Origin of the sequence: Fulvivirga imtechensis AK7 (assembly GCF_000331535.1) — a bacterium.
GTDB lineage: Bacteria > Bacteroidota > Bacteroidia > Cytophagales > Cyclobacteriaceae > Fulvivirga > Fulvivirga imtechensis.
Window position 1 is genome coordinate 70,759 of sequence record NZ_AMZN01000070.1, and the last position, 21,987, is coordinate 92,745.

Consider the following 21,987-nt stretch of genomic DNA (forward strand, 5'->3'; position numbering starts at 1 on the left):
CGGGGGCCCTTCAATGCTATTAAGAAAAACTCTTCTAAGAAGTGCAGTCATCTCAAGGCATCCAACAACTTTTAGTTGATTTTGTGGATAATGACATTATGCCATAGAAATCACAAAGTACCACGTCATCCTGGAATTTTCGTAGAGCAACGGAGAAAATATTCAGGATCCCCTGATCCGGTGGCAGAGGCTGAAGTTTAGCCACAGACAGTAGCGAGGAGACCCCGGATCTTCACTGGGTTACGTCCGGGGTGACGGTATTGGGATGCTTTTGAAGGGATGAGAGTTGTTTAGTTCAACACCACCAACCTTCTCTTCACCAGCGCTTCCTCCGACTGGTAGTGCAAAATGTAAATACCGGAGGCAAGTCCGGCTACGGAGAAGGTGAGGACATTGCCGCTTTTTCCTATGGGGTATATGGTGGAAAAATGGCCTTTCATATTATACAAGGTAAAGTCATGAACATCACCTGCCAGCAGTTCAACTTTAAAATGTACTTCCGCCGGGTTGGGATAAAGGGCAAAAACCACCTCTGTCTCCTCATGGCATGCCTGTATGCTCTCTGCTGTAACGGTTCTGATCATAGGCAAGCGTTCATAGGTTTTCTGGCCGGGGCATTCGGTGCTGCATCCGTCACGATGGCCGGCAATAACAGGCAGAGAGGCATGGAGAGGATGGGGATCCGTTCCCAGTGGGTCCAGTTCGTCTTTGTCTGTCTTCCATGCCAGCAGGTGGTTCAGCGATTCCAGGGCCTGATCTGACGGTGGAACATTGGTAAATGTTCCCATCAGGCAAACTCCTATCGTGGTGCTGTTCTTGCCACAAAAGTGGGCGCCCAATACAAAATCCTGCTCCCCGGCTCCCGGATCTCTGCCTTTGAAAATGGTGCCATCCGGAGCTATCAGGTAGTTATACCCGATATCCGACCACCCATTTGCCTCCGTATGGTACAGATAGATATTCCTGACCACATTGGTGTAGTTTGTCAGTTCATTGGAGGTGGCGGAGTGATGGACGATAATATTTTCAGTATCTGTAAACGACCTGTTGTAGTTCGGGGCAGGCAATCCTTCTCGCCAAACGCTTTGATCTACCTGGGCCGGTTCTTCACAAGAGTTTCCCCCCTCCTTTATCCGGCCGGCTTCAGTCTCATTTTTGATTTCACCGGCATTGATCAGGATCACCTCGATATTTCCCGAAAGGCTTCCGGTAAACAGCTCATATTTATAGACCGGTTCATCAAAAATAACAAGATTGGAAGTGAGGCCATTGTCCTCAGTATGCTCATCGGGAAACAGCCGTGTCTCAAAGGAGCCATGCCGTACCAATGCCTCACCCAACTGCCCTTGGTACCGGATAGCCAGAGCTGTAACAGGTTCCTTCTCCTGCGCATAAATATGTTGTTGTGGTTGTACCTCAGCAGAAAAGGCCCTGGTATGCGTACCTGTCCTCATTATTTCCTGCCGCTCCCATTGCGCCTGCGAATAACTGGCAAATAATAAAAATATTCCTGTAAAGATCTTCCTCATTCCCATCTTCCTTGATTTTTTAACGTCAATGAGTGTCTATAAAGAAAGCGTCAATGTCGGCGCTACACTCGCTCCAAAAATACCCTCGTACCTCAGTACGCTCTGCTTTTTGGAACTTCGTCCTGCCCTTTGGCGGAAACGTTTTCTTAAAACCACTTAGAGTTTTCCTACAAACACTAATTATTAGTGACCTCCCCATACTGAAGCTCCAAAACTTTGGCATTACCCTTCCTTAAATAAGACACGATGTAGAGATTGTCATAGTCCGATTCGTCCAACTGCCGGTATTTGTCTTCGTTTACCATCATATTCAGGATCAGCGGTACTGTATTGGAGTGCCCGGAGATAAGCAATGTCTTACCTTTATTCGCCTCAATAATCTCTATAACCTCCTCAAGCTTAAAAGGGTTATAGTCGATCACTTCCAGTGTCTTCTGGCTCGCCACCGGCTCTACTGTCTGGCGGGTTCTGTTAAATGGGGTGGAGTAAACAGCATCTACAGACTGATTTTTCAGGATCTCGGCCAGGAGCCGGGCACGGGCAGTGCCATTTTCCGTCAACACCGGGTCGCCATCCTTGGCAAAGTCTTTTTCCGCATGTCGCACCAAAATAACAGTGGTGATGCTATCACTCTGCGGATAAACCTGGTAAAAAAGTAATAAGCCGAAAGCAACGAGTAAAATTCTCTTCATCAGTTATTATTATGGTTGTCCTTAATCTCTTCGGGCACCTCGCAATCCTGCCACTGCCGTGTGTCTGTCAGGTGAAAGATCTTCCAGCCTTCCAATGTTTTGAACAGGTGGAACGCATCTACCCCGCAATGGCTGAACTTATCACCGGCATAGAAGGCATACTTCGTCCACACCTGTGCCAGGTTGCCATCGATCCGTACTTCGGTATCCCAGATCGGCTCGTCCCACACAACATCGTGCGGGGAACCCACTGCATTCAGAAAATTAACCAAAGATCCTTTATGAAGCACAGGATTTCCCTCTTTATCTGTAAAAATCGTGTACAGCTCAGCGTCCTTCGCAAATGCCGACCGCACCATCGTGCTATCCGCAGCACGCATGCCATCAAACACCTGCCCTACCACTTTTAAGACTTCCGCAGAGGTGATATTACCTGTTCCCTGACTTTTGGCTACCGCGGCAGTGGCCGTTATCACCATAAAAATGCTAAATATCTTCTTCATATTTTTTAGAACGAAAGGTCGGCCGGACCGGCTGAAGATCGAAGTATTATTATTTGAGCGGTTAAATTTAATACTCCTAATATCAATTATAATGTTAACTTTAGGTGTTAAAGCAATAAATAAACATGAAGAAACGGCTTTTGTTTATAGCATTTAGTGTTGTCTCCGGTTTGACTGCACTGGCCTTTCAAAGACTCGACAGCCTGGAAACCCAGCTTAAAACCGTTGAAGGCCCTGAAAAGGTCAACACCCTCAACGAACTGTATATTGTCTATAACCAACTCAATCCCGCCAAAGCGCTGGAGTACTCCAAACAGGCTTTGGAGCTAGCCAATAAAATAGGATATAAAAAGGGAAAAGCTGCCGCCCTCAACAACATCGGCATCATATTTAAAAATCAGGGCGTATATGATCAGGCGCTCGAATATTATATTGAGTCGCTACGCATCTCTGATGATATCGATGACAAGGAAGGTCTGGCCTCCACCCTGAATAATATTGGCACGGTATATTCCCTCAAGGGCATTTATGATAAAGCCCTTATCTATTTTATCGAGTCGTATGAGAAGTTTAAGGAGCTGAAAGATGAGCAGAAGCTGGTGGGTGCGCTGAATAACATCGGCAATGCGTACAGTGACAAAGGCCGTGAGGACAAGGCGCTGGAATACTTCTCCGAGGCCCTCAACCTGTCGGAAAAGCTGGGCCGCATCAACAGCGCCTCTGACCCCCTCAACAACATTGGCAACATCTATTTCTACCGTGAAGAATATGATAAAGCCCTGGAATATTATAACCGGTCGCTAGAGGTAGAAAAGACCAACAAAAACCTGCTTGGACAAGCCCTGGCGCTTTCCAACATCGGGGCCACCCATCTGGAGCAGGGCAACCTCCAAAAAGCGGAGGAATTTCAGATGGAAGCTAAAGCGATTGCCACAGAGATCAGCGCCAACCCCATTCTCAAGCAGATCTACAAGAACTTGTCGGAAATATATGCGAAAAAAGGAGAATACAAGAAGGCCTATGATACCCGGCTGCTGTATGACGAGGTGAAAGATTATGTGCAAAATGAAGAAGCCAACCGGAAGCTGGCCCAACTGGAGGTGGCTTTTGAGCTGCAGCGAAAGGAAAAAGAACTGGAGATACTGAAGCAGGAGCAGGAAATACAACAGTTGCAGGTAGAAAACAGCCGTATTGTTATTCTGCTAGGGCTGATGGGCACGATCATTTTAGTAGGTGCAGGAATTACCGTATTCAAACTCAGACAAGCCAAGAGATAAAATGACCAAAGAAGAAGCGAGAGCCATTTTAGAAGAGATGACCAAAGGCGACAGCCTGCTACGCCATGCCAGAAGCGTAGAAATTGTAATGGAAGCTTATGCCAGTAAATATGGTGAAGACCCTGTGGAATGGGCCAACACCGGACTACTACACGATGCGGACTACGAAGCCTATCCTGAAAAGCACCCCAACGTGATCGTTAGCAAACTAAAAGACCTCGGTGAAGAAAAAATGGCGCATGCGATCTCGGCCCACTACACCAAGTGGAACATCCCCTACACCAACAACCTGGACAAAGCCCTGCTGGCCTGTGACGAGCTGACCGGATTCATCATCGCCTGCTGCCACGTACGCCCCGATGGCATAGAAAGCCTGACCAGCAAATCCGTGATCAAAAAGCTTAAACAAGCCAGCTTTGCCGCCAAAGTAGAGCGTGATGAGGTCTATAAGGGTGTGGAGCTGCTGGGCGTGGATATAAAGGAGCATATTGATTTTATTATCGGAGCCCTGAGGCAGTGTAAGGAGGAGTTGGGGGTTTGATTAGTATGAGTCGCAGAAGTCATTCATGATGAACTTTTGCTAAAAGATTAAAAGACCAAAAGACCTGCTGCTCATCTCATACAGGGCTGCCATTGTATCAAAATATATTTTGCCTTTCCATTCTCAGTCCGCTCCATAAAACCAAACTCATAACAGAAGAGATAGAGGTTGTTATTTTTTGCTTTCCAATAGTGTGTGAACAGTTTAAAGGCGAGGCTTGGGTGAATTGCCAGTATTTTTTTAAGAATAAACCTGTTAATGTGCAAAACCCGGTATTGTCGGCGAATGATTTACGTAAACGAACATTGCCGGAGGGGTACCGAAAATGTCCAGAAGAGTATTTGCGAAAACTGAAGCTAAAGAGATATTCCATAAATACGGTATCGGCTCGTTGCCACCAACTACTAGAGCCTTCCACCCTCTGGAATAATTTGGTATCTTAGATACCAGATGCCCATGCTGGACACACACAGCAGCTATTTACAATGGCTGGGTAAAGTGTAGGTATAAAGTTTATCTTCACTATTGCGTTTGGTCACGGCGGATAAGTTCATTTTCAAAAGCCAGCCACTGCAAATAGCCAGGCGTTACAGCGCATTATCTTCTCCACGAACATCTTCCGAACGGACTTGCTTGATAGTAACTTTTAAGTTACCTTTGTCGTATGAACAAGATCAGAGAGGTCATTGCTTACAAATATCATTTTGAAGAGTTTCTGAATGCTCAAACAACGAAGGTGCAGGACAAAATCTTTAAGATTATTGAAGCAATTGAAACTCTGGAACGAGTACCTAGTAATTACTTGAAACACTTGACCGGAACAGACGGGCTTTATGAAGCAAGAATTCAACTGGGGTCGAACATATGGAGAGTATTCTGCTTTTTTGATGGCGATCAACTTGTGATTCTTCTGAACGGCTTTCAAAAGAAGACTCAGAAAACACCAAGGAAAGAAATCGAAAGAGCTGAACGACTAATGAACAAATATTATCAAGACAAAGCGAATGATTATGGAAACTAAATCTTGGAAAACTATAAAGGATGATGTCTATGGAAAGAAAGGAACTCCTAGACGCGACCAACTCGAACGTGAAGTTGAGGGGCTGAAAATTGGGTTACTTCTTCGCCAAGCTCGTGAACAAAGACATTTGACCCAACAGCAACTTGGTGAACTAGTGAACAAACAGCGAACCTACATTTCAAGAGTAGAGAACGATGGAAGCAACTTAACTCTTAAGACACTTTATGATATTGTCGAAAAGGGACTTGGTGGCAAAGTAACAATTAGCATAGATGTATAATAACAGTGCTGTAATCGTAGACAGCCGCGAGCTGTAACCCCACTGTGCGCCTGCTGACGCATCGGTGCAGTATCGTTCCGATCACACACCACCAAGCGTACGGGTCTGGAACTGGGAGGTTCATTGAATGACTACTTGTATCCTTAGGTAATAGGGGAGCATAGATTCGTACCCTTTTCTCCTTAGTCTCGACAAAGTGATGGGAGATTGGACGTTTGAGCTACCGCCAGCCGCTTCGGCAGAGCAAGGGCTTGTGAAGTCCCAAAAAGCGGAGCGTACTGAGGTATGGGAGCATTTTAGGGGCAATCATAACACAGACATTGGCGTTTTCTTAGAGACACTAATTATTGACCCACCCCCTGCATACTACTGCCAGCTTCTTGAGCCGTTCTTCAAATTTGTAGGGTCTGGTTTTTCTGGTAATCTCCTTGAGTTTACGCTTTAGCGAACCCCAACTGCTTTCTTGACCACCAATTGGTACTTGCCCTTTTCACCTTTCTTGTAAGTAAGTAGGTACAAATCCGTGACCTGGCAACTCAAAGTTGCCCGATCTTCGTATTCCGCTTTTCTCCTTGTTGACAGGGGTACCTTCGATACCTGATGCCCATGCTGGGCACACACAGCACCTACACGCAAGCAGGGGTTTCGTGCTTCGCAGGACACATTTGTGCAAACCGAAAGTTCAGTTTTCCGAATGAAGTTTAGTACTAAAAATCCCGCCCTTCGGGTAGCCGCAAAACGTTATGCTACATTAAAGCTTTTAATGCTCAAAATATTAACGACCTTAGAATACCTCCAGCTAATCATTTAGAAAAATTAGCTGGTAATTTGGCTGATTTCTATAGCATCAGAATTAATAAATAATGGAGAATTATCTTCAAATGGATTAATAATGATGCCTTCGATGTACAAATTGTTGATTATCATAAATAATTAAGTAATTGACAAATTGAATAATATACACCCAGGAGAGATCCTAAATGAAGAATTCCACAAACCAGAATAAGTGAAATAATCAAAGGTAACAGGAGAATAACTGCTGATACAGTATTAAGGATGGTGAAATTTTTCGGAACAACTCCCAAATTTTGGTTAGGACTTCAGGATGACTACGATTTGGAAGAAGAACTAAATAATAAAGCACAAGAATTGAAGGAAATTCGAACTATTACTAATAACGAAGCATAACAATTAGGCTCGAATGATGTGCGGTAGGGCCGCAGTTCATTCGAGCCCATGTTGAACTCTTACCTCCGGTACCGGAAAGCGTTCTTATCTATGGGGATTTCATAGTATTTTATGGTCGAAGGCTCCGGAAATTTTGTAGTATCTCCCCAATGGCGCTGCTTCGAGCTTTTTTTGTTTGTCTGAATAATTGATCCATGGCTTTTTGAGGCCGGGTGGACGAGTTGGGTTCAGGCATTCGGAATACCTTCAAGTATTGCGGAAACGCTTACAGGACTTGCACCCTTTGCGACTTGCTAATGCTTCGGGAAACTACTCCCGCTCATAAGGGACTTTCACCCTCTGGAATATTTTGGTATCTTCGATACCGGGCACACACAATGGGTATAAAATCGTAGCTACCCTTCGGGACAGCAACGCTTTTTAGCAGGAACGTTGGGGTTAATTTGAGAAAACAGATATGAGCAACAAAAATGATATTACTGATGGCAACAAAGCCCTAGTCGCTTTCAAACCCCCTAATGGTGTTACAGAATATCCAGTTGTATTAGATAACGGAGCGGATACTATTTGGGCTACTGAACTTCAAATAGCTGATTTTTTTGGTAGAGATAGAACTGTTGTAAACAGACATACAAAGATGGTGAACTTGATGAAGATGCAACAAGTGTTAAATCTCCATTAGCAACTGAATAGAAAATGGACAACTAGTAAATTAAAAGAATATTTACTTCAGGGAATTCAATAAATCAATCACACATTATTTTAAACAAACCATAACCCGATATGTTAATGAGATATTTTTTTGCAGTTATATGCTCAATTTGTTCGTTTCAAGTGCATGCTCAGGAAACAAAGATCTGGGCGCATACTGGTGTCAGTATGAATGCCTACAAAGGCGACCTAAGCGGGTATGAGAAATATACCTCCTCGTTTCATGTAGGCATACAACTAAACCGCAAGCATCGAGTTAATGGAAATTTCAATATGGGATTTGGAAATATCAATGGCGAGAACAGAAATTTCACTTTTGAATCTGACCAACAGCCTCTACCCGTTCCCAATAAATTTGTCAAAACACAGTTTTTTTATATCAATTACGACCTGCACTACAACATTATCAAGAAAAAGAATGTGATACTTTATTTCAGCCAGGGGATTGGCCTGATCAGATTTTCTCCTGAGGATGCCGATGGTAACAGCCTGACGGAGAATCAAAATACACGGGAGGCGGATGAAACTTATCGTAAGGAGTCATTCATGCTACCAACCAGTTTAGGTGCGATATTTATATTGCCCAATCAATATGGTGTATCCGTTCAGGCAGGCTTTTACAACACTTTGACTGATTATTTAGATAATATTTCTAATCTGGGAGATAGCAAAAAAGACAATATTCTGGCTTTCCGCCTGGCATTTTTTGTGCCTGTTAAGTTTAAGGATGAGCAGTAAATAGCCGGACCTGCAAGTTTTTAAAATATAAAGATTTTATTCACCATGCTCAATCAACTTCACAAGGTCACTATACCACTGCTCTCCGTATTTCCGGGTTAGCGCATCTTTAAGGAATTTGTAAACGGGCACCTGAAGCTCCTTACCTAAACTACAAGCGGGGCTACAAATACTCCATCTATCATAGTTGATGGCATCAAAATCCTCATATTTGGTAACACGAATAGGATACAGGTGACAGCTAATCGGCTTCCTGAAGCTGATCTTACCATCAAAAAAAGCCTGTTCAATACCGCACTTGAGTACACCCTTTTCATCATAGATTGCATAGGCACATTCCCTGCCACCAATCGTTGGGGTGGAATATTCATCATCTTCATCCAGAATGTATGTCCCCTGCTCCTCTATAGCTCTTTTGCCTTCCTCAGAAAGATATGGCCTTACCTCATCATAGATCTCATCCAGCACGTCCAGTTCATCATCCTCCAAAGGAGCTCCCAAGTCGCCTTCTACACAACACGCACCCTTACATTTTTCCAGATTGCACACAAAGAATTTTTCTTTGACATCATCTGATAAGATCACATTCCCAAATTCAATCATTCTACAAAGATAATCCAATTAGTACTCCAACACATCTAATTTAAAAAAAGATCATTTTATAAGCATTTAATCAACTTTGCGGAACTACGACTTACTTATAATTGTAATTGCATAAATATTTATGTTCTTTTACATAAACATGTATGCCATGAGAACAACACTGGATATACCTGCAGAACTTATAGCAAGAGTTATGGAAATTACGGGTGCAAAAACCAAAAGTCAGGCCATTAAAGCTGCTCTGGAGGCATTGGTCATTCAGGAAAAAAGAAAAAGGCTTTTACTCTACCAGGGAAAACTAGACTTGAGTATTGATCTTGACAATTTACGTGAAAGGAAATGACGCCTACTCGTAAAGTGCTTGTAGATAGTTCTGGTTGGATAACTTTTTTTAATGTCGGTAGATAAACAGCTCTAATTCAATTGATTGAAGAGGATTTGGTCTGTACCAACGAATTAATTTTAACTGAATTAATACCTTTTTTACTCAGGGCAGGTCAAACTGACGCTGCTGATTGTCTAATGGCATTGGAATGTATCCCGTTAAATATTGACTGGCCGATTATCAGAAAATACCAGGAGATCAACCTCTCTAATGGTATTAACAAAGTGGGTATTCCGGATTTAATTATTCTACAACAAGTAGTAGAACACAAACTGCCCCTATTTACCTATGATAAACACTTCCACCTTATGAAAAACCATATCAATTTTGAAATTATAATAGAATAGAAGGTGTTTCATTGTTCGGTTATTAATTTTATTTTTGACCTTTGCAGATTACATTGTGTGTTGATTAACGATCGAGAATGGATTACCTAAAAAGCCTTAACGAGCCACAGTACGAAGGGGCGGTAAATACGGAAGGACCTACCATGATCATTGCGGGTGCTGGTTCGGGAAAAACAAGAGTACTTACTTATCGGATTGCCTACCTCATAGAAAAAAAGGGAGTTGATCCTTTTAATATTCTGGCGCTGACTTTTACCAATAAAGCGGCTAAAGAAATGCGCGACAGGATAGAAAAAGTAGTAGGTACAGAGGCACGAAATCTGTGGATGGGAACCTTTCACTCTGTGTTTGCCCGTATCCTTAGAGCCGAGGCTGACAAGCTCGGGTATCCCAGCAATTTCACCATCTACGATACTGATGACTCCAAGCAGTTGATCAAATCCATTGTTAAGGAGCTTGGCCTTGATGACAAAATATACAAGCCCAATGTAGTTTTTAACAGAATTTCCGGGGCAAAGAACAGGCTTATTTCATGGCGGGAATATATCAACAATCCTATTTTCAGGGCTGATGATGAAAGCAACATGAAACCTGAGCTTGGAAAAATATATAAGATCTATTCCGAGCGATGCTTCAAGGCCGGGGCCATGGATTTTGATGACCTGCTTTTCAATACCAACGTACTCTTCAAACAGCACATCGATGTATTGAATAAATATCAGCAACGGTTCCATTATGTGATGGTTGATGAGTTTCAGGATACTAATATTTCCCAATACCTGATCACCAAAAAGCTCTCGGCGGTGAGGCAAAATATCTGTGTGGTGGGTGACGATGCGCAAAGTATTTATGCTTTCCGCGGTGCTGACATACAGAACATTCTCAATTTTGAAAAGGACTACCCTGATCTGAGGGTAATTAAGCTTGAGCAGAACTATCGCTCTACGAAAACGATCGTCAATGCTGCCAATGCTATCATCAGCAAAAACAGGGCTCAACTAAAGAAGAATGTCTGGACAGATAACGATGAAGGTTCGCTGATCGAACTGCTAAAGGCAAATTCTGATAACGAGGAAGGAAAACTGGTAGCCTCATCGATATTCGAAGAAAAAATGCAAAACCAGCTTCAAAATAGCGATTTTGCTATTCTTTACAGAACAAACAGCCAGTCGAGAGCAATAGAAGAAGCGCTCAGGCGAATGAACATTAAGTACAAAATTGTTGGTGGTCTGTCATTCTACCAGCGCAAGGAAATAAAAGACCTAATGGCTTACCTCCGGTTCGCCATCAATCACAATGATGAGCAATCACTAAGAAGGATCATCAATTATCCTAAAAGAGGTATCGGAGATACAAGCGTTGATAAGATCATAGTTGCGGCCAATGACCACGATATCAGTCTTTGGGAAGTGCTGACCAATATTAGCTCATTCCTGCCAGGCAGAGCAGCAAATGCCGTAATGGATTTCGTAACACTGATCAAGCGCTTTAAGCATGATATCGAGACTAAAGATGCATACGAAGCTGCTAATCTCATTGCCAAGGGTTCCGGCATTCTAAAAGAGCTCTACGAAGATAAAACCGTTGAGGGCCTGAGCCGGTATGAAAACGTGCAGGAATTGTTAAACGCTGTAAAAGAGTATGTCGATGACCCTGAAAAGGAGGACAAATCACTCGGGGCATTCTTACAGGAGATCGCCCTTATTACCGGAGTTGATAATGATAAGGATGATGGGGAGGAGAAGGTAACGCTAATGACCATACACATGGCGAAAGGCCTTGAATTCAAAAATGTGTATATCGTAGGCCTTGAAGAAGACCTTTTCCCCTCGCAAATGATGCTCAGCAGCCGCGCAGACCTCGAAGAGGAACGAAGATTATTTTATGTTGCTGTAACAAGAGCAGAGAGAAAATTGTTCTTGTCGTATGCATTGAGCAGATACCGCTTTGGCCGACTGAAAAATTGCGAACCGAGTCGTTTCATTGATGAAATAGACCCTATGTTTATCAAGGTAAGCAAGAAATATGGCAAAGTAGAATCATCAGGTTTAAGCGGAGATGACTATGCCAAAAACTTTATCAATGGCATGCGGAAGACTACCACTTCACGCCCAGTGGCCAAAACCTCTACTTACAAACCTTCGGCAGATTTTGAGCCCAGTGATACGTCAGGCCTGCAGGCTGGCATGAAAGTGGAGCACCCGAAGTTTGGTTATGGTATGGTAACGGAAATGGATGAAAGTGGCGCTAACCGAAAAGCTAAAGTTCATTTTGATGACTTTGGAGAGAAAACATTATTACTTAGTTTTGCTAAATTAAAGATCCACTCTAACTAGGAGTATAAATCCCTTTATATGGAATACAACACAAGCCAACCTGCCCTGATCCTAAAAGAATATGGAAGGAATGTTCAAAAGCTCGTTGAATATTTAAAAACAATAGAAGACAAAGAGAAAAGAACGCAGAGCGCTGCTACCTTGGTGGAGCTCATGAAGCAAATTACACCTACTGTCAAAGAAACTCCCGAAACCAGTCAAAAGCTGTGGGATGATCTTTATATCATGTCTAATTTTGATCTTGATATCGATAGCCCCTATCCCATGCCGGCAAAAGAAGTGCTCAACAAAAAGCCAAAAAGGATGGACTATACCAGCTATGATATCAAGTACAAGCACTATGGCAGGAATATAGACCTGTTGGTTAAAGAAGCCATTAAGAAAGAAGACCCTCAGGAAAGAGAAGACGCCATCATTTATATTGGTAAGCTCATGAAAAGTTTCTATACCAGTTGGAACAAAGAGGTTATTGATGATGCTGTTATTCTTGAAAATATTAATACTATTTCGGGTGGTGCACTTAATATAGACCTGGAAAAAGTTAAGGAGGATAACCTGTTCGAAAAGCTTTACAATACAAAGCGTAAAACCAGTACCAGACCAACCGGCACCAACGGAAAATCAGGAGACAGAAAAAGTACCAACCGCAGACGAAGAAGAAATTAATGAGTTCTTTCAAAATACAAGGAGGAAAAGCGCTAAAGGGAGAAATTATACCTCAGGGAGCTAAGAACGAAGCTCTTCAAATAATAGCCGCAACTTTGCTAACTGCTGAGCCTGTTACCATTCACAAGATCCCCAACATTCGCGATGTAAACAAACTTATAGAGCTGATCGGTGATCTGGGTGCGGTGGTAGAGAAGCTTGACTCGGAATCATACAGGTTTACCGCCAAAGATCTTGACGTAAGCTTCCTTGAATCTGAAGAGTTCAAACAAAAAGCAGCTTCGCTAAGAGGCTCGATAATGATCCTCGGCCCACTGCTCGCTCGCTATGGCAAAGCAAAAATACCAAGACCAGGAGGTGATAAAATAGGCAGACGCAGGCTTGACACCCACTTTTTAGGCTTTGAAAAGCTAGGAGCCAAATTCAATTACTCTTCAAAAGACAGCTTTTATTCAATAGATGCCACCAACCTGGCTGGGTGCTACATTCATCTTGACGAAGCTTCTGTGACGGGCACCGCTAATATAATCATGGCGGCTGTACTCGCCAAGGGAAAAACCACCATCTATCATGCTGCCTGCGAGCCTTACATACAGCAGCTTTGCAAAATGCTCAACAGAATGGGTGCCAACATCAGTGGCATTGGCTCGAACCTGATCACCATAGAAGGAGTTGAATCACTAGGAGGCACCGATCACACTCTACTTCCTGACATGATAGAGGTGGGCAGTTTCATTGGCCTTGCAGCAATGACCCAATCTGAGATTACGATAAAAAATGCAGGAGTAGAGCACCTGGGACTTATCCCTGATGTTTTCAGGAGGCTCGGGATCAAACTAGAACTCCGGGGTGACGACATTTATATCCCTTCTCAAAAACACTATGAAATTGAGACTTTCATCGATGGGTCTATCATGACAGTTGCCGATGCTCCATGGCCCGGTTTTACTCCCGATCTGTTAAGCATAGTGCTGGTTACCGCTATCCAGGCAAAGGGTACGGTGCTTATTCATCAAAAAATGTTTGAAAGCCGATTGTTTTTTGTTGATAAACTGATCGATATGGGAGCTCAGATCATTCTTTGTGATCCGCACAGAGCAACGGTAATCGGACTTGACAGAAAGCAACAACTAAAAGGGATAAAAATGTCATCTCCTGATATACGGGCAGGTGTGTCCCTCTTAATTGCTGCACTCTCTGCCGAGGGAGAAAGTGTTATCTCCAATGTTGAACAAATAGACCGGGGGTATCAGTATATTGATGAACGCCTGAATCAGCTTGGAGCAAGCATTCATCGCCTTGAACAATAGGAGTAGATCATTCGTTCTAACATTTGAAAGCTGAGCCAAATTACCTCAGCTTTTGGTGCAATACAGCCACAGGAACTGTCTTTATTACCTCTTGTTATGCGGAGTTGAAGACAGATTCTTTTATGCATAATTCCTAAATTTACGATGTTCATTAACTATCAACACAATCAGTAAATGGAATATTTTGAACAGATCAAACTATTTCTAGTCACCCAGGGTGCTGAGGTAAGCTTTATGTTACTTAAAAGCATCCTTATTCTCGTAGTAGGAATTCAGGTAATCAGATTTCTGGACAGCAGTTTTAACCGGTTTCTTGAAAGAATAAAAGTAGACGCCTCGCTCAAGCCATTTCTGCACAACCTTTTTCACAATCTCCTGATTGTTTTATTGGTATTAAGTGTATTAACTACCCTTGGTGTGCAAATGACATCCTTTATTGCCATGCTTGGAGCTGCTGGTCTCGCAGTCGGTCTTGCACTACAGGGCACCTTACAAAATTTTGCGGGGGGTGTGGTACTACTTACGATCAAACCATTCAAAGTAGGGGATTATATCGAGGGAGCAGGACACGCTGGTACCGTCAGGGAAATAAGGATCTTTAATACGATACTGTCCACACCTGATAACGTCCAAATCATTGTACCTAATGGAACTCTATCCAATAGCGCTATTAAGAACTTTTCCGCAAACGACACCAGGAGAGTGGATATGGTTTTCGGCATCAGCTATGGTGATGATATAAAGAAAGCAAAAGACATACTGGAAAGTCTGGTTAAAAAAGATGAGAGGGTACTACAGGAGCCTGCCCCTATTGTAGCCGTTTCCAGTCTGGGCGATAGCTCCGTAAACTTTAATGTAAGACCCTGGGTCAACAGAGCAGACTATTGGGTCCTTTACTGGGATTTCCATGAGAATGTGAAGCTTGAATTCGACAAACATGGCATCAGTATTCCATTTCCTCAAAGAGATGTTCACATCTATAATGAAAAGTAGTCAAGTCATGAAATTTTAATTTCATTAATCATCTATAAGCATAATAAAATACGGTTATTTCAAACGATTGCATTATTTTAATAGGTTCTATTAATTTTATTTTTTCATTTTTCGCTTGGAAATAAGAAACTAATGTTGCTACATTTGTCTTAACAAAAAGCAAAAAATGAACAATACGTTTACCATATACTTTAGCTATTTCTTTTTTTATACCAGAAAGAAGGGCTGGAGGAATATGTAAACTTTAAGAACATATCGCACATCAAAAGCCCTTCTGAAATTCAGAAGGGCTTTTTTTTTGCCAATGTTCCGAACCGAATTAGAATAATATGAAAGTTGCAATACAAGGTATTAGAGGTGCATTCCATGAAGTAGCAGCCAAAAAACATTTTGACAATGATATTTCCATTGTTGAATGCCTGACCTTTAAAAGCCTTTGCGATGCGCTGAAGGATGGAAAAGTAGATCATGCTGTTATGGCTATAGAAAATACCATAGCGGGGAGTATCCTGGGCAATTATTCGCTTATCAGAGATTACAGGTTCCACGTCATTGGCGAGGTATACCTTAATATAAAAATGAACCTGCTGACACTACCCGGGGTGGCTCTTAAGAATATTAAAACAGTAGAATCTCATCCCATAGCACTGCAGCAATGTAAAGAATTTTTATATGAACAGCTCAGCCATGCTGTACTGAGAGAATCAAATGACACAGCAGAAAGCGCCAGAGACCTTGGCATATCAGGAGATACCACAAAAGCCGTAATAGCGGCTGACAGATGTGCGAGGTTGTATGGTCTTGAAATAAAGAGGGCCGGCATAGAAACCAATAAACAAAACTTCACCAGGTTTTTGGCTTTAAGCCGCGTTCCGGTAAAAGATAATTCAAATAATAAAGCATCTATCAGCTTACAGCTTGGACATGAGCCAGGTACATTGGCCGACATATTGACTATTTTCAAAGCCAATGGCGCTAATCTGACTAAGATACAGAGTGTACCCGTTATAGGTAAGCCATACGAATATCATTTTCACATCGATTTTGAATGGGAAGACTATAGCCGCTATGAAAAAACAATGGAGGAAGTGGAGGATAAAGCATTGAGCCTCCACCTTCTCGGAGAATATAAAAAAGCATTTTTTGGATTAAACGAATAACCATGATCATCAGTAAAGCAAACAGACTCAACAGTGTTAAGGAGTACTACTTCTCGTCAAAGCTTCGCCAAATAAAAGAGCTTAACGACAATGGCATGAACATCCTTAATCTGGCTATTGGCAGCCCGGACCTGGCGCCTCACGAGGTCGTATTACAAGCATTGACGAATGATGTTTTCAAACAGAATATCCATGGCTATCAAAGCTATAAAGGCATTGATGAGCTTAGAAAAGCTATTGCTGATTATTACATGGCTACATACAGGGTCTCGCTGGACTTTGGCAGGGAAATATTGCCTCTCATGGGTTCTAAGGAAGGGATCACACATATCACACAGGCTTTTATCAACCCTGACGATACTGTACTGGTACCTGATCCGGGGTACCCTACCTACCGGTCAGTTTCAGAATTAGCCCACGCTAACATTGAAGTATATCATCTCGAGGAAAAGAATAATTTCCAGATAGACATTGAAAGTCTGAAGCAAATGGATCTGGATAAGGCTAAGCTAATGTGGGTGAATTTCCCAAATATGCCTACAGGGGTGCAGCCTGATATGGAGATAATGAAGGAGCTGGTTGCACTGGCAAAGAAATACCAGTTTCTGATTGTCAACGACAACCCCTACAGCAGAATACTTGTAGAGGAGCCATTCAGTATATTCCAGATCCCGGGTGCAGAAGACGTAGCGCTAGAGTTGAACTCGCTTAGCAAATCACATAACATGGCCGGATGGAGATTGGGCTGGGTGTGCGGAAAAAGCACCTACATCGACACAGTATTAAGTATTAAATCAAATGCTGATTCAGGAATGTTCTATCCTTTGCAGGTGGCTGCTTCCAAAGCCCTGCAACTTGGCGATGACTGGTATGCCAACCTTAATACGGTCTATAGAAAAAGACAGCAAAAGGTTTTTGAGCTGTTCGATTGGTTGGGATGCACCTGCAATGTTCATCAAACAGGGCTATTTGTTTGGGCTCGTATTCCGGAAGACATTGCCGATGTGGAAGTTTTAGTGGATGACTTAATATTCAAAGCACAAATTTTCATAACCCCAGGCAAAATATTTGGAAAGAACGGAGAAAGGTATTTGAGGGCTTCGCTTTGCAACAATGAGGAAATACTTGATATCGCCATCTCCAGGGTTAAGACATTTGTACTACAAAAAGAACGTCAGGCGGTATGAAAGCAGGAGTTGTGGGCATTGGCCTGATCGGGGGCAGTATAGTAAAAGATCTCCGCCATGTGGGGAGTATCAGCAAGATCTACGGCACGGATCTTAACCCTGAGCATTGTAAAGAAGCGCTGGAACTTGGGCTGGTAGATGAGATCACCAGTCTCACCGAAATGATCAAAAAAACTGATCTGATCATTATCTCAATACCCGTTGATGCTGCCAGAAATGTGGTGGTTGAGGTACTGGATCAAATCAATGATCATCAGGTAGTAACTGATGTGGGCTCTACCAAATCCGGAATATGCAAAGCCGTTTCCGTCCACAAGAACAGGGGCCGGTTCGTAGCGGGGCATCCCATAGCCGGCACAGAAAATAGTGGCCCAACAGCAGCTATCGAAAACCTGTTCCTAAACAAAACAGGCATTATATGCAACAGGGAAGAAACAGATGATGATGCCCTGGAAATGATCGAGGGTCTGTATCAGGCCCTGGGAATGAACATAAAATACATGGAGGCCGATGAACATGACAAGCACATCGCATATGTTTCGCACTTATCACATATCAGCTCATTTGCTCTGGCATTAACCGTACTCAGAATTGAGGAGAGTGAAGAAAACATATTTGATATGGCAGGCTCGGGATTCAGCTCTACGGTGAGATTAGCCAAGAGCTCACCTGATATGTGGAAGCCAATATTCCAACATAACTCTGAATACCTGGAAAGGGCTCTGGACGGATACATTGATCAGTTGCATGATTTTAAAACGTTTATAAAACACAATAAAACAGAAGACATTCATCAGCTCATGGCTAAGGCCAACGATATAAGAAGAATTCTTGATGGTAAAGTAAAAGATTGAAAACTCTAATAATAATTAACGATGAAAAAAGAACTTAATCTATCCAATGATTTATCGTGGCTGCGCAAGGCTGGCGGACCAGCGATAATAAGCGGGCCTTGCAGTGCCGAGACAGAGGAACAATTAATATCTACGGCTGAGTCTCTGGCGGCCACAGGGCGTGTCCACATGTTACGGGCAGGTATATGGAAGCCTCGCACCAGGCCAAATTCCTTCGAAGGTGTAGGTGAAGAAGGACTTGTATGGCTAAAGGAGGCAGGTCGACAAACCGGACTTCCAGTGACCACAGAGGTGGCGAATGCAAAACATACCGAAGAAGCGCTAAAGCATGGTATTGACGTACTTTGGATAGGTGCGAGAACAACTGTGAACCCGTTCTCAGTTCAGGAAATAGCCGATGTACTTAAAGGTGTTGATATTCCTGTGATGGTCAAAAATCCCCTCAATCCTGACCTCGACCTGTGGATTGGCGCGTTGGAGAGGATCAACCAGGCGGGAGTAACAAGGCTAGGAGCTATTCATAGAGGGTTTTCATCTTTCGAAAAGACTTCATACCGCAACATACCCAAATGGGAATTTCCTATCGAGCTAAAGCGGCTATTCCCCGAATTGCCCATTGTGTGTGATCCAAGCCACATTGGCGGCAGCCGCGAACTATTGGGTATGATATCTCAAAAGGCACTGGACCTGGAAATGGATGGCCTGATGATCGAAAGCCATGTGTCACCTGACGATGCATGGAGTGATGCCAAACAACAAGTGACTCCCGCCTCACTTAACAGGATACTTGGAGAACTTATCATTCGTAATAAGACCACGGAAAACCCTGATTTCACAACGCATCTGGATGAACTACGAAACAAGATCGATGAAATAGATGAAGAGATCTTTCATAAGCTCGGCAAAAGGATGAAAATAGCGGTTGAGATCGGAAAGTACAAAAGAGATAATCAGGTAACAATCCTTCAGGTAGACAGGTGGGACAAAGTAATCCGTCAACGTAAAGGCCTTTCTGCTGCCCTCGGCCTGAGCGAAGAGTTTACTGATGGCTTGCTGAAAATTATTCATAAGGAATCAATCAGCCAGCAGACAAAAGTGATGAACGAAAAGGTTAAAGTCTGAAATACAGAGATCATTTAATTTAATACTATGAACGTAAAAGCCATCGGAATCTGATGGCTTTTTTATTTTTGATTATTTCCGGGTTCACAACTGTTTAAGTACCACCGACTCCAAGCGCATCAAACAAAAATCTGACATCATTGTTCACTTTGTAGGTTGGGGTATTCCTGCCGCCTAATCAGCAGATACATGTATAAAGACCCACATAAAATCATTACTCAAACCGTTCCGGTATTTTTCTTTATATGGGATATAAAAAAAGGCAAAATCATTTATGTGAGTCCTAAATTTTACGAGTTGGCTGCCGATAGTTATCTTGATCGGGAAGCAAAAGACCTAAAACCATTCATTGACCTGCAGTACCTTGAGGATTACGAAAAATTTCTCCGTTCTCTAACTGCTGAGAACGACTACACCAACCGGGTGGAATTAAAGACTAGTCCTCTTTTGAAAGACGTTAAATGGATAGAGATCAAAACCTTTCCGGTTGAAGAAGAAAAAGAAAAAGTCGAACTTATCGTTGGTCACATAGTAGATATCACCGCAAAAAAAGATCGCATCAAAGATCTTGAGGGAGAAAATGAAAATTTCGACAATATCATCCAACTTATTTCTCATGATCTGCGTCAGCCGTTCACTAAGATAACATTGCTGGCTGATCTGATCCTCAATGAGAAGAGTGTCGATATAGAAAACATTCATAAGTATGCTGATAAACTCAAAGAGATATCTTATAGTGCACATGAACTGCTCCAGAATTTCCTTCAACTGGCTGTGCTGAATTATAGTGGCGAAATAGCAATTACTACAACAGAAGACTTAAATCAAATTGTCAGGGAAGCTGTAGCAGTATTTGACATGGAAATAGAGGCCAAGCACCTTGAGTTGAAGGTAAATACTCCGAAAAAAGAATCAATTTACCCTATCAACAAATCTCTTTTCAGTCAATCGATCAAGAATCTCACTTCAAATGCAATTAAGTTTACCCCGCCCGGAGGATCGATCAACATAAAGCTCACAAAAGCAAAGAATGCTTATGAAATTAGTGTAGTTGACAGCGGGATTGGTATTCCCAAAGAAATTCAGAGACGTTTGTTTAATGAGATCACCTCGGTAAGACGCCCTGGCTTGCAAGGGGAACCATCTACGGGATTAGGTTTGATTATTACCAAGAGAATATTAGAACTACACAATGGAAAAATACATGTTGAAAGCAAGGAAAATGTCGGCACAACATTTACTATCCTGCTCCCAATGAAACCAAAACGTGCAAAAAGGTAAAAAAGGTAAAAAAGGTAAAAGCGGCCGGAAGCCGCTTGATCCTACACGTAATTATTAAGCATTACCGGCATTACAAGCATCAGAATATCTTCGTTGTCGTCCTTTTCAGTTGGCAACAACAGCCCGGCTTTGTTAGGCTCTGACAGTCGTAGTTCCACTTTATCGGAATCTACGTTGTTAAGCATTTCTATTAAAAACTTAGCGTTAAATCCGATCTCAATGTCGCCTCCGTCATGTTCGCAAGAAAGTCTTTCATTAGCCTCATTGGCAAAATCCAGATCCTCAGCGGAGATCTGAAGCTCACTACCGGTGATCTTCAGCCTTACCTGGTGTGTGGTTTTGTTGGCGTAGATGGCTATCCTTCTCAAAGAACTCAAAAACTCGGAGCGGTCGATGGTCATCGTGTTTGTGTTATCTGTAGGGATAACATTCTCATAATCAGGGAAACGCTCATCGATCAGTCGACAGATCATTTTAATATTCCCAAACCTGAAGAAAGCATTCGATACATTAAATTCCACGGTAACCTCGATATTCTCCGAAGGCAATGTGGATTTCAGAAGGTTCAGGGCTTTTCGAGGTATGATGATGGCATTACCATTGTCGGAAGCTACATCTACCCTTCTGTACCTGATCAATCGATGGCCGTCAGTAGAAACAAAAGTAGTATTAGTGTCAGTCAGGTTCATGTACACCCCTGTCATGGCAGGCCTTAATTCGTCATTGCTTGTAGCAAAAATAGTATTGTTGATAGCGCTGCTCAGTACATCTGTGGACATGCCCACTGAAAAATCATCAGAAACTGCAGGTACTTTTGGGAAGTCGGTAGCATTTTCACCTGCCAACTTATATCTACCATTGTCAGAGCTGATCTCCACACTATAGGTCTCTTCATCTATAGTGAAGGTCACAGGCTGTTCGGGTAAATTTTTCAATGTTTCAAGCAAAATTCTTGCAGGCACCGCAATACTGCCACTCTCTTTTGACTCTACCTCCAATTCAGTGATCATCGAGGTTTGTAGATCAGAAGCGGTCACTACTAACACTCCATCATTGATCTCGAATAGGAAATTTTCCAATATAGGCACCACCGGGTTAGTGGTGATCACACCATTAATACTCGAAAGTTGTTTTAAAAGTGCGGATGAAGAGACAATAAATTTCATTATAGATAATGATTACGTATGGTTAAGTTTAAAACTCGGTAAAGTTAAAAAGAAAATCATTTTTAGGAAACGCGATGCAATTTAATATCAGTTGTTT

General features: G+C 42.5%; 23 protein-coding genes and 2 pseudogenes. 19 read left to right on the forward strand and 6 right to left on the reverse strand.

The annotated features are described in order from the left end of the window. Nucleotides 1-290 precede the first annotated feature (290 nt). From C900_RS28725 to C900_RS19985, 3 genes are all read right to left on the reverse strand, one after another. Complete coding sequence (locus C900_RS28725) at nucleotides 291-1,529, reverse strand: N-acetylmuramoyl-L-alanine amidase (RefSeq protein ID WP_185113982.1); 1,239 nt, start codon at nucleotides 1,527-1,529, stop codon at nucleotides 291-293. Nucleotides 1,530-1,705: 176 nt separating this feature from the next. Next, complete coding sequence (locus tag C900_RS19980) at nucleotides 1,706-2,221, reverse strand: SixA phosphatase family protein (RefSeq protein WP_009582003.1); 516 nt, start codon at nucleotides 2,219-2,221, stop codon at nucleotides 1,706-1,708. After that, nucleotides 2,221-2,724 carry a nuclear transport factor 2 family protein gene (locus C900_RS19985; RefSeq protein WP_157494092.1) on the reverse strand — a complete coding sequence of 168 codons (504 nt, stop codon included), beginning with the start codon at nucleotides 2,722-2,724 and terminating at the stop codon, nucleotides 2,221-2,223. Before C900_RS19985 ends, C900_RS19980 begins: the two co-directional genes overlap by 1 nt. A 125-nt stretch (nucleotides 2,725-2,849) precedes the next feature. On the opposite strand from C900_RS19985, the gene C900_RS19990 reads away from it, so the two are divergent. The 4 genes from C900_RS19990 to C900_RS20005 all read left to right on the forward strand — a co-directional run bounded on the left by C900_RS19990 (nucleotide 2,850) and on the right by C900_RS20005 (nucleotide 5,843). Further along, nucleotides 2,850-4,001 (forward strand): tetratricopeptide repeat protein, encoded by a 1,152-nt coding sequence (locus tag C900_RS19990; RefSeq protein ID WP_009582005.1) that lies wholly within the window; start codon nucleotides 2,850-2,852, stop codon nucleotides 3,999-4,001. A 1-nt stretch (nucleotide 4,002) separates the two neighbouring features. After that, on the forward strand, nucleotides 4,003-4,542 hold the full coding sequence (locus tag C900_RS19995; RefSeq protein ID WP_009582006.1) for an HD domain-containing protein: 540 nt from the start codon (nucleotides 4,003-4,005) through the stop codon (nucleotides 4,540-4,542). A 664-nt stretch (nucleotides 4,543-5,206) separates the two neighbouring features. Further along, complete coding sequence (locus C900_RS20000) at nucleotides 5,207-5,563, forward strand: type II toxin-antitoxin system RelE/ParE family toxin (protein ID WP_009582008.1); 357 nt, start codon at nucleotides 5,207-5,209, stop codon at nucleotides 5,561-5,563. After that, the gene (locus C900_RS20005; RefSeq protein WP_040497178.1) at nucleotides 5,553-5,843 is read left to right on the forward strand and encodes a helix-turn-helix transcriptional regulator; all 291 of its coding nucleotides are present in this window, start codon (nucleotides 5,553-5,555) and stop codon (nucleotides 5,841-5,843) included. The genes C900_RS20000 and C900_RS20005 overlap by 11 nt, the downstream gene beginning before the upstream one ends. A 340-nt stretch (nucleotides 5,844-6,183) precedes the next feature. Here C900_RS20005 and C900_RS30965 read toward each other — a convergent pair whose 3' ends face one another. Then, the gene (locus tag C900_RS30965; RefSeq protein WP_342662400.1) at nucleotides 6,184-6,318 is read right to left on the reverse strand and encodes a group II intron maturase-specific domain-containing protein; all 135 of its coding nucleotides are present in this window, start codon (nucleotides 6,316-6,318) and stop codon (nucleotides 6,184-6,186) included. 287 nt (nucleotides 6,319-6,605) lie between these two features. Between C900_RS30965 and C900_RS30420 the strand changes: the two are divergent. The 4 genes and pseudogenes from C900_RS30420 to C900_RS20025 all read left to right on the forward strand — a co-directional run. Further along, nucleotides 6,606-6,776: pseudogene (locus tag C900_RS30420) on the forward strand (type II toxin-antitoxin system RelE/ParE family toxin); the annotation flags it as partial. A 7-nt stretch (nucleotides 6,777-6,783) separates the two neighbouring features. After that, nucleotides 6,784-7,031 (forward strand): annotated as a pseudogene (locus C900_RS20015) (HigA family addiction module antitoxin). Nucleotides 7,032-7,488: 457 nt separating this feature from the next. Next, nucleotides 7,489-7,713 (forward strand): virulence RhuM family protein, encoded by a 225-nt coding sequence (locus C900_RS20020; protein ID WP_009582012.1) that lies wholly within the window; start codon nucleotides 7,489-7,491, stop codon nucleotides 7,711-7,713. 197 nt (nucleotides 7,714-7,910) lie between these two features. Beyond that, nucleotides 7,911-8,480, forward strand: coding sequence for a hypothetical protein (locus C900_RS20025; RefSeq protein ID WP_009582013.1), 570 nt, complete (start codon nucleotides 7,911-7,913; stop codon nucleotides 8,478-8,480). A 36-nt stretch (nucleotides 8,481-8,516) separates the two neighbouring features. On the opposite strand, the gene C900_RS20030 is transcribed toward C900_RS20025, so the two are convergent. After that, the gene (locus tag C900_RS20030) at nucleotides 8,517-9,083 is read right to left on the reverse strand and encodes a DUF3109 family protein (protein WP_009582014.1); all 567 of its coding nucleotides are present in this window, start codon (nucleotides 9,081-9,083) and stop codon (nucleotides 8,517-8,519) included. Between the two features lie 148 nt (nucleotides 9,084-9,231). Here C900_RS20030 and C900_RS20035 point away from each other — a divergent pair, with 148 nt between their 5' ends. The 11 genes from C900_RS20035 to C900_RS20085 all read left to right on the forward strand — a co-directional run bounded on the left by C900_RS20035 (nucleotide 9,232) and on the right by C900_RS20085 (nucleotide 20,724). After that, a complete protein-coding gene (locus C900_RS20035) occupies nucleotides 9,232-9,426 on the forward strand; it encodes a type II toxin-antitoxin system VapB family antitoxin (RefSeq protein WP_009582015.1) in 195 nt (64 codons plus the stop codon). A gap of 80 nt (nucleotides 9,427-9,506) precedes the next feature. Continuing rightward, entirely contained in the window at nucleotides 9,507-9,815 is a 309-nt protein-coding gene (locus C900_RS28730; RefSeq protein ID WP_157494093.1) for a PIN domain-containing protein, read from the forward strand. A 77-nt stretch (nucleotides 9,816-9,892) separates the two neighbouring features. Further along, the gene (locus C900_RS20045) at nucleotides 9,893-12,151 is read left to right on the forward strand and encodes an ATP-dependent helicase (protein WP_009582017.1); all 2,259 of its coding nucleotides are present in this window, start codon (nucleotides 9,893-9,895) and stop codon (nucleotides 12,149-12,151) included. Nucleotides 12,152-12,169: 18 nt separating this feature from the next. Then, on the forward strand, nucleotides 12,170-12,817 hold the full coding sequence (locus C900_RS20050) for a DUF4290 domain-containing protein (RefSeq protein ID WP_009582018.1): 648 nt from the start codon (nucleotides 12,170-12,172) through the stop codon (nucleotides 12,815-12,817). Continuing rightward, entirely contained in the window at nucleotides 12,817-14,127 is a 1,311-nt protein-coding gene (gene murA, locus C900_RS20055) for a UDP-N-acetylglucosamine 1-carboxyvinyltransferase (protein WP_009582019.1), read from the forward strand. The genes C900_RS20050 and murA overlap by 1 nt, the downstream gene beginning before the upstream one ends. A gap of 174 nt (nucleotides 14,128-14,301) precedes the next feature. Further along, nucleotides 14,302-15,120, forward strand: coding sequence for a mechanosensitive ion channel family protein (locus C900_RS20060; protein ID WP_009582020.1), 819 nt, complete (start codon nucleotides 14,302-14,304; stop codon nucleotides 15,118-15,120). Nucleotides 15,121-15,449: 329 nt separating this feature from the next. Beyond that, entirely contained in the window at nucleotides 15,450-16,280 is an 831-nt protein-coding gene (locus tag C900_RS20065; protein ID WP_009582021.1) for a prephenate dehydratase, read from the forward strand. A gap of 2 nt (nucleotides 16,281-16,282) precedes the next feature. Further along, a complete protein-coding gene (locus C900_RS20070; protein WP_009582022.1) occupies nucleotides 16,283-17,467 on the forward strand; it encodes a pyridoxal phosphate-dependent aminotransferase in 1,185 nt (394 codons plus the stop codon). Further along, the gene (locus C900_RS20075; RefSeq protein WP_009582023.1) at nucleotides 17,464-18,321 is read left to right on the forward strand and encodes a prephenate dehydrogenase; all 858 of its coding nucleotides are present in this window, start codon (nucleotides 17,464-17,466) and stop codon (nucleotides 18,319-18,321) included. The genes C900_RS20070 and C900_RS20075 overlap by 4 nt, the downstream gene beginning before the upstream one ends. Before the next feature lie 21 nt (nucleotides 18,322-18,342). After that, entirely contained in the window at nucleotides 18,343-19,443 is a 1,101-nt protein-coding gene (locus C900_RS20080) for a chorismate mutase (RefSeq protein ID WP_009582024.1), read from the forward strand. 189 nt (nucleotides 19,444-19,632) lie between these two features. Further along, a complete protein-coding gene (locus C900_RS20085; protein WP_009582025.1) occupies nucleotides 19,633-20,724 on the forward strand; it encodes a sensor histidine kinase in 1,092 nt (363 codons plus the stop codon). Between the two features lie 41 nt (nucleotides 20,725-20,765). Here the strand turns inward: C900_RS20085 and dnaN are convergent, their stop codons facing one another. Then, nucleotides 20,766-21,890 (reverse strand): DNA polymerase III subunit beta, encoded by a 1,125-nt coding sequence (gene dnaN / locus C900_RS20090; protein WP_009582026.1) that lies wholly within the window; start codon nucleotides 21,888-21,890, stop codon nucleotides 20,766-20,768. Nucleotides 21,891-21,987 lie beyond the last annotated feature (97 nt).

Coding starts and splice junctions, on each gene's coding strand:
- C900_RS20050 (WP_009582018.1), top strand. CDS start 12,170: ATGGAATACAACACAAGCCAACCTGCCCTGATCCTAAAAGAATATGGA.
- C900_RS20075 (WP_009582023.1), top strand. CDS start 17,464: ATGAAAGCAGGAGTTGTGGGCATTGGCCTGATCGGGGGCAGTATAGTA.
- C900_RS20045 (WP_009582017.1), top strand. CDS start 9,893: ATGGATTACCTAAAAAGCCTTAACGAGCCACAGTACGAAGGGGCGGTA.
- C900_RS28725 (WP_185113982.1), bottom strand. CDS start 1,529: ATGAGGAAGATCTTTACAGGAATATTTTTATTATTTGCCAGTTATTCG.
- C900_RS20005 (WP_040497178.1), top strand. CDS start 5,553: ATGGAAACTAAATCTTGGAAAACTATAAAGGATGATGTCTATGGAAAG.
- C900_RS19985 (WP_157494092.1), bottom strand. CDS start 2,724: ATGAAGAAGATATTTAGCATTTTTATGGTGATAACGGCCACTGCCGCG.
- C900_RS19980 (WP_009582003.1), bottom strand. CDS start 2,221: ATGAAGAGAATTTTACTCGTTGCTTTCGGCTTATTACTTTTTTACCAG.
- murA (WP_009582019.1), top strand. CDS start 12,817: ATGAGTTCTTTCAAAATACAAGGAGGAAAAGCGCTAAAGGGAGAAATT.
- C900_RS20085 (WP_009582025.1), top strand. CDS start 19,633: ATGTATAAAGACCCACATAAAATCATTACTCAAACCGTTCCGGTATTT.
- C900_RS19995 (WP_009582006.1), top strand. CDS start 4,003: ATGACCAAAGAAGAAGCGAGAGCCATTTTAGAAGAGATGACCAAAGGC.
- C900_RS20030 (WP_009582014.1), bottom strand. CDS start 9,083: ATGATTGAATTTGGGAATGTGATCTTATCAGATGATGTCAAAGAAAAA.
- C900_RS19990 (WP_009582005.1), top strand. CDS start 2,850: ATGAAGAAACGGCTTTTGTTTATAGCATTTAGTGTTGTCTCCGGTTTG.
- C900_RS20020 (WP_009582012.1), top strand. CDS start 7,489: ATGAGCAACAAAAATGATATTACTGATGGCAACAAAGCCCTAGTCGCT.
- C900_RS20035 (WP_009582015.1), top strand. CDS start 9,232: ATGAGAACAACACTGGATATACCTGCAGAACTTATAGCAAGAGTTATG.
- C900_RS20060 (WP_009582020.1), top strand. CDS start 14,302: ATGGAATATTTTGAACAGATCAAACTATTTCTAGTCACCCAGGGTGCT.
- C900_RS20070 (WP_009582022.1), top strand. CDS start 16,283: ATGATCATCAGTAAAGCAAACAGACTCAACAGTGTTAAGGAGTACTAC.
- C900_RS20065 (WP_009582021.1), top strand. CDS start 15,450: ATGAAAGTTGCAATACAAGGTATTAGAGGTGCATTCCATGAAGTAGCA.
- C900_RS20000 (WP_009582008.1), top strand. CDS start 5,207: ATGAACAAGATCAGAGAGGTCATTGCTTACAAATATCATTTTGAAGAG.
- dnaN (WP_009582026.1), bottom strand. CDS start 21,890: ATGAAATTTATTGTCTCTTCATCCGCACTTTTAAAACAACTTTCGAGT.
- C900_RS20080 (WP_009582024.1), top strand. CDS start 18,343: ATGAAAAAAGAACTTAATCTATCCAATGATTTATCGTGGCTGCGCAAG.
- C900_RS20025 (WP_009582013.1), top strand. CDS start 7,911: ATGAATGCCTACAAAGGCGACCTAAGCGGGTATGAGAAATATACCTCC.